3 protein-coding genes and 1 pseudogene are annotated in these 6,958 nt (G+C 68.7%); 1 reads left to right on the top strand and 3 read right to left on the bottom strand.

What is annotated here, in order from left to right; genetic code table 11:
* The 3 genes and pseudogenes from AB0M20_RS19690 to metH form a co-directional block, all read right to left on the bottom strand.
* A partial coding sequence (locus AB0M20_RS19690; protein WP_364300026.1) for a sulfatase-like hydrolase/transferase occupies positions 1-615 on the bottom strand: 615 nt, incomplete at its 3' end.
* A gap of 241 nt (positions 616-856) precedes the next feature.
* Positions 857-1,665 (bottom strand): annotated as a pseudogene (locus tag AB0M20_RS19685) (formylglycine-generating enzyme family protein).
* A gap of 617 nt (positions 1,666-2,282) precedes the next feature.
* A complete protein-coding gene (gene metH, locus AB0M20_RS19680) occupies positions 2,283-5,810 on the bottom strand; it encodes a methionine synthase (protein ID WP_364300024.1) in 3,528 nt (1,175 codons plus the stop codon).
* 153 nt (positions 5,811-5,963) lie between these two features.
* On the opposite strand from metH, the gene AB0M20_RS19675 reads away from it, so the two are divergent.
* A complete protein-coding gene (locus AB0M20_RS19675; RefSeq protein WP_364300022.1) occupies positions 5,964-6,833 on the top strand; it encodes a PAC2 family protein in 870 nt (289 codons plus the stop codon).
* The last annotated feature ends 125 nt before the right edge of the window (positions 6,834-6,958 follow it).

Here is a 6,958-nt window from a genome sequence, read left to right as displayed (position 1 = left end):
GAACCGGTCGAAGCCGCGGCCCAACGGCCAACGGTCATACGGACCGGCGGCGGACTCCTGCTCGGACGGCATCAAATGCCACTTGCCGACCATGTACGTGTTGTAGCCGTGCTGGCCCAGCATCTCCGACAACATCCCGTTCTCGAACGGGATCAGCCCGTCGTAGCCGGGGTAGCCGGTCGACAGCTCAGTGATAGCGGCCATCCCGTTCGCGTGATGGTTACGGCCCGTAACGACGCACGAGCGGGACGGCGAGCACAACGCGGTCGTGTGCATGTTGTTGTACAGCAGGCCACCCGCGGCGAGGGCGTCGAGGTTCGGCGTCGCGATCGGGCTGCCGTAGCAGCCAAGGTGACCGAAGCCGGTGTCGTCCAACACGATCATCACCACGTTCGGCGCACCGGGGGCCGCCCGCACCATCTGCCGCCATGCCGGGCTGGACTCGTCGGTCGTCCTCCCGATCGTTCCCGAAAACGCGCTCCCTGGCTTGTACTCGCTGAGCCCCATCGGACCGTCCTCCTCCGCGGCCGCGACGGGCCCCGAGCCCACCGAACACGTGACGAAGCGGTGTCTCCTCATCCCACCGAGATGAATCGCTTGACCGTCCGGCCACATCAGGGGCGTCCTCGCCCGGTGAGAACCGGAACAGGAAACAAACCTCCGGTGACGTGCGTGGGTGACAGTCGCTGTTCGGGTCGTCGGTCGTCGGCATGCTCGGGCGGACATGGGCACGGCCATTTGCGATCCCCACGGCCGGCGCGGGACAACCGACTGCCCGGCCGGGTAGCCGCGCCCAATTCCACCCACCTCCGAGACACACATACGATCCGTACGGCGGCCCGCTGATCGCACGGCCCTATGCGTCGCCGGCACACCGGAAGCCGACGTTGCCTGTGCAGCTGTCCGGAGTGTTGGCCATCCGGGCCGAGACTCGGTAGCGATAACAGTATGAGGAATGACAGAGGTACGACCCACCGCGCAGGGCTCGGCGATCGCCCGAGGCCGGTCCCGTCGGGTTCTCGCGCGTTCCGTTGAGATGCCAGCTAGGACTGAACCAGTCAGCTGTCCACTCCCAGACGTTCCCGGTCATATTGTGCAGCCGAAAGCATTGGGTGGAAACGCGTCCACCGGGGCCGTGCCGAGGTATCCGTCGGCCAAGGTGTTGCGGGCCGGGAACCTGCCCTGCCACACGTTCATGCGATGAGCCCCGCCGGGCCGCAACATGTTGCCCCACGGAAAGCGCATGCCTTCCACACCGCCGCGGGCGGCGTATTCCCATTCCGCCTCGCTGGGCAGGCGCAGGCCCGACCATTGGCAATAGGCGACCGCGTCGTCCCAGCAAACGTGGACCACCGGATGATCTGCCCTAGCGTCGAGCGTCGAGCCCTCACCCTCAGGGCGCCGCCAGCAGGCACCGGACACTTCCCGCCACCATGGCGCCGCGGCCACTCCCCGGGTCGGCGGGAAATGGTCCGGGAGAAGCCCCGCAAAGACGAACGACACCCCGTAACGCTCGGCCGCGGTGACATAACCGGTTGCGTTGACGAATTCGGCGAACTGGCGGTTGGACACGGAATGGGCCGCGATGCGGAACGGGTTGACCAGGACGGACCGGACCGGTCCTTCGCCGTCCGCTTCGTAGGCATAGGCGTCATCGCTTCCCATCCGGAACCATCCCCCGTCGAGCGCGACCAGCTCGGCTGTGTCCGACCGAACCCGTGCCGGTTCCGGCGCGCCGGGCCGCGATACAACGGTGGACACCCTTCCGGGAGCGCAGCAACCTCCATGCCCCTGCCCGGTCATCGGCGCCCCCCTCGTTGATCCATCCTGGCCGATGCATCTCGTCGCCGTCATCATCCGCCACGAGTGGGAAAAGCTGACCGGAGAACCACGCACCGTCCTGCTCTACCTCACAACGCCGGAGAGGCAGGCACTTAGCCGGCCTGCCTTCAACGCCAAGGTGTGGAAGCGAGCAATCCGGGCGACGGGTATCGAGGACAGCCGACGTAACGGCATGCACGTCCTGCGACACACCTACGCCTCGGTCCTGCTGCACGCCGGAGAGAGCGTTAAAGCCCTCGGCCTATCTCGGCCACGCCGACCCTGGATTCACCCTGCGGGTCTACACGCACCTGCTGCCGGCCAGCGAAGACCGCACCCGGCGGGCCATCGACCGCGCCTTCGCGGACGACCCGGAAACCCCTGACGGCCTGGACACGGCCTGATCATGCTGTTCGACGGGTTTCCGGGGCTTCCGCCGCAGGTCAGAGGCGGTGCACCGCCTACTTGGCGTTGAAGTAGTTCGCGTCCGGGTGGTGGGTGATGATTGCGTCCGTCGACTGCTCCGGCTCCAGCTGGAACTCCTCCGACAACGTCACCCCGATGCGGCCCGCGTCCAGCAGGTCCACCACCTTCGCCCGGTCCTCCAGGTCGGGGCAGGCCGGGTAGCCGAACGCGTACCGGCAGCCCTGGTAGTCGTTCTTCAGGATGCCCGTCAGGTCGCCCGGGTCGTTCGAACCCACCGTCGTGCCGTCGGCGAACGCCAGCTCCGCGCGCACCCGCCGGTGCCAATACTCGGCCAGCGCCTCCGTGAGCTGCACCGACAGGCCGTGCACCTCCAGGTAGTCGCGGTACTCGTCGCGGGCGAACATCTTCGCCGTGTACTCGCTGATCGGCTGGCCCACCGTCACCAGCTGCAGGGCGACCACGTCCAGCTCGCCCTCGGCCCGCGGGCGGAAGAAGTCGGCCAGGCACAGCCGCCGCTCCTGCCGCTGCCGCGGGAACTGGAACCTGGCCCGCTCCGCCGCGCCGTTCTCGTCCAGCACCACCAGCGTGTTGCCCTCGGAGTAGGCCGGGAAGTAGCCGTACACCACCGACGCCTCCAGGACGTGGTCGGCGGTCAGGCGGTCCAGCCAGTACCGCAACCGCGGCCGGCCCTCGGTCTCCACCAGCTCCTCATAGGACGGACCGCTGCCGCCGCGCGCCCCGCGCAGCCCCCACTGGCCCAGGAACGTCGCCCGCTCGTCCAGCATCGACGCGTAGTCGACCAGCGGAATGCCCTTGATCACCCGCGTGCCGAAGAACGGCGGCTTGGGTACGCGCACATCAGGGGCGATGTCCGACCGCACCGACGTGTCGTCGAGCGGCGGCAGGTTCTCGGTCACCATGGCCTGCTGACGCGCACGCCGCTCCCGGCGGGCCGCCAGGGCCGCCTCGCGCGCCGGGTCGACCACCGCGGCACCGCCGCGCTTGGCGGTCATCATGCGGTCCATCAAGGACAGACCCTCGAAGGCGTCCCGCGCATAGTGCACCTCGCCGGCGTAGGCCGAGCGCAGATCATCCTCGACATAGGACCTCGTCAGCGCGGCGCCGCCCAGCATCACCGGGAAGCGCGACGCCAGCCCGCGGGCCGCGATCTCCTGCAGGTTCTCCTTCATCACGACCGTGCTCTTCACCAGCAGCCCGGACATGCCGATCGCGTCGGCCTTGTGCTCCTCGGCCGCCTCGATGATCGAGGTGATCGGCTGCTTGATGCCGATGTTCACGACCTCGTAGCCGTTGTTGCTCAAGATGATGTCGACCAGGTTCTTGCCGATGTCGTGCACGTCGCCCTTGACCGTGGCGAGCACGATGCGGCCCTTGCCGGCCTCGTCCTCGTTCTTCTCCATGTGCGGCTCGAGGTAGGCCACCGCCGCCTTCATCACCTCGGCCGACTGCAGCACGAACGGCAGCTGCATCTGGCCCGATCCGAACAGCTCACCGACCGTCTTCATGCCGTCGAGCAGCACGTCGTTGACGATCGCCAGCGCGGACTGCGTCTCCAGCGCCGAGTCCAGGTCGGCCTCGAGGCCGTTGCGCTCGCCGTCGATGATCCGGCGCTTCAGTCGCTCGTCCAGCGGCAGCCCGGCCAGCTCCTGCGCCCGGGTCTCGCGTGCCGAGGCCACGTCGACGCCCTCGAACAGGGCCATGAACTTGTGCAGCGGGTCGTAGCCCTCGCGCCTGCGGTCGTACACCATGTCCAGCGCGACCTGGCGCTGCTCGTCCGGGATCCGCGACATCGGCAGGATCTTGCTGGCGTGCACGATGGCGCTGGTCATGCCGGCCTGCACGCACTCGTGGAGGAACACCGAGTTGAGCACCTGGCGGGCGGCCGGGTTGAGGCCGAAGGAGACGTTGGAGACGCCCAGGGTGAAGTTCACCCCGGGGTACGCGGCGCTGATCTGCCGGATCGCCTCGATGGTCTCCAGGGCGTCGCGCCGGGTCTCCTCCTGACCGGTCGCGATGGGGAAGGTCAGCGCGTCGACCAGGATGTCCGACAGGTTCATGCCCCACTCGCCGGTCAGCGCCTCGATCAGCCGGGAGGCGACCCGCACCTTCCACTCCGCCGTGCGCGCCTGCCCCTCCTCGTCGATGGTCAGCGCGACCACCGCGGCGCCGTGCTCCTTGACGATCGGCATCACCCGGGCGAACCGCGAGCCCGGCCCGTCGCCGTCCTCGTAGTTCACCGAGTTCACGATGCAGCGGCCGCCGAGCATCTCCAGGCCCGCCTCGACCACCTGCGGCTCGGTGGAGTCCAGCATGATCGGCAGCGTCGACGCGGTGGCGAACCGGCCGGCCAGCTCGCGCATGTCCTGCGTGCCGTCGCGGCCCACGTAGTCGACGCAGAGGTCGAGCAGGTGGGAGCCGTCGCGGGCCTGCCCCCGGGCGATCTCGACGCACGCCTGCCAGTCACCGGCCAGCATCGGCTCGCGGAACGCCTTCGACCCGTTCGCGTTCGTCCGCTCGCCGATCATCAGCACGCCGGCGTCCTGCCGGAACGGCGTCTCGTGGTAGATCGAGGACACCCCGGGGGCGTGCGCCGGCTCCCGCGGGGCGGCGGTCAGCCCCCGGACGGCCTCGACGACCTGCGAGATGTGCTCGGGCGTGGTGCCGCAGCAGCCGCCGACCAGCGAGACACCGTACTCCCGGACGAACCGCTGCAAAGCCTCCGCGAGCTCGGCGGGGGTCAAGGGGTAGTAGGCGCCGCCGGCGGCGAGCACCGGCAAGCCGGCGTTGGGCATGACCGACAGGGGTACGCGCGCGTTCTGCGACAGGAACCGCAGGTGCTCGGTCATCTCGGCCGGCCCGGTCGCGCAGTTGAGCCCGATCAGGTCGATGCCCAGCGGCTCCAGGGCGGTCAGCGCGGCGCCGATCTCGCTGCCCAGCAGCATCGTGCCGGTCGTCTCGACGGTGACGTGGCAGATCAGCGGAACCTTCTGGCCCACCTCGGCCATCGCCCGGTGCGCGCCGACCACGGCCGACTTGGTCTGCAGCAGGTCCTGACAGGTCTCGACGATCAGCGCGTCGGCCCCGCCGAGGATCAGCCCGGCCGCCGTCTCGTGGTACGCGTCACGCAGCTCGGCGTACGCCATGTGGCCCAGCGTCGGCAGCTTCGTACCCGGACCGATCGAGCCCAGCACGTACCTCGGCTGCTCCTCGGTCGTGAACCGATCGGCCGCCTCGCGCGCGATCCGCGCGCCCGCCTCACTCAGCTCGCGGATCCGGTCCTCGATGTCGTAGTCGCCGAGGTTGCTGGCGTTCGCACCGAAGGTGTTGGTCTCCACGCAGTCGGCGCCCGCGGCCAGGTAGGCCTCGTGCACCCCGCGGATGACATCGGGCCTGGTCACGTTGAGGATCTCGTTGCAGCCCTCGAGGCCCTGGAAGTCCTCGTCCACGCTCAGGTCCGCCGCCTGCAGCATCGTGCCCATGGCCCCGTCGGCGACGAGCACGCGATCGGTCAGGGCGGCGAGGAGGTCTCGTGACTTTTGCACCTTGCCAGGCTAGTCGGTCGAGCGTCGAGCGCCGAACCGCGTAACCCGCTTGGCCTACCACTGTGATCGGGCTCTCCAAGCGCGGCGCGGCCACCGGGTGTGTGTGGGGCGGTGCACGTAGGCTCAGGGGTACGAATACCGGAAGGTGACATCGTGACCGAGTTCGACGGCCTGCCCATCCTGCGCTCCCCCGTGGCGATCGCCGCGTTCGAGGGGTGGAACGACGCCGCTGACGCGTCGACCGCGGCCGTGGAGCACCTGGAGCAGGTCTGGCAGGCCCGCGAGATCACCAGCATCGACCCGGAGGAGTTCTACGACTTCCAGGTCAGCCGGCCGACGATCACGATGGCCGAGGGCGAGACCCGCAAGATCGAGTGGCCGACCACCAGGTTCATGGTGGCCAGCCCGCCCGGCTCCGACCGTGACGTGGTGCTGATCCGCGGCATCGAGCCGAGCATGCGCTGGCGCACGTTCTGCGAGCAGGTCCTCGAGCTGTGCCACAGCCTGGAGGTCAACCGGATCGTGCTGCTCGGCGCGCTGCTGGCCGACGTGCCCTACACGCGGCCGCTGCCGATCAGCGGCACGGCGTCGCGCGAAGAGGTGGCCGAGAAGTACAAGGTGGTGCCGACCAGGTACGACGGCCCGACCGGCATCGTCGGTGTGCTGCAGGAGGCGAGCGACCGGGCCGAGCTGGACGCGCTGTCGTTCTGGGTGCACGTGCCGCACTACGCGAACAACCCGCCCTGCCCCAAGGCGACGCTGGCGCTGCTGCACCGCCTGGAGGACGTGCTGGACCTGCCGGTGCCGATGGCGGAGATGGCGGAGGACGCCGACGAGTGGGAGAAGCGGGTGCGCTCGGCGGCGGAGCAGGACGCGGAGCTCGGTGAGTATGTCCGGGAGCTGGAGGAACGCGTCGGTGACGCGGGCATCAAGCCGCTGACGGGTGATGAGATCGCCAGCGAGTTCGAGAAGTACCTGCGCCGCCGGGGTGGCTCGGCCGGCCCGACCGCCGGCTCCTGGTAACCGCTAGAACTCCCCGTTGGCCATGCCGAGGCGGAAGGATATAAATTCTAATAAATCTATCACTATCTCTTACACCGAAATATCTTGTTTCAGGCTTACCATTACGACCGTAAAAAACAGTTTTC

The sequence above is a fragment of the Actinoplanes sp. NPDC051633 genome, assembly GCF_040681735.1.
Taxonomy (GTDB): Bacteria; Actinomycetota; Actinomycetes; order Mycobacteriales; family Micromonosporaceae; genus Actinoplanes.
The sequence above is the reverse complement of the archived record's forward strand: the minus strand, read 5'-3'. Positions and strand labels throughout refer to the sequence as shown.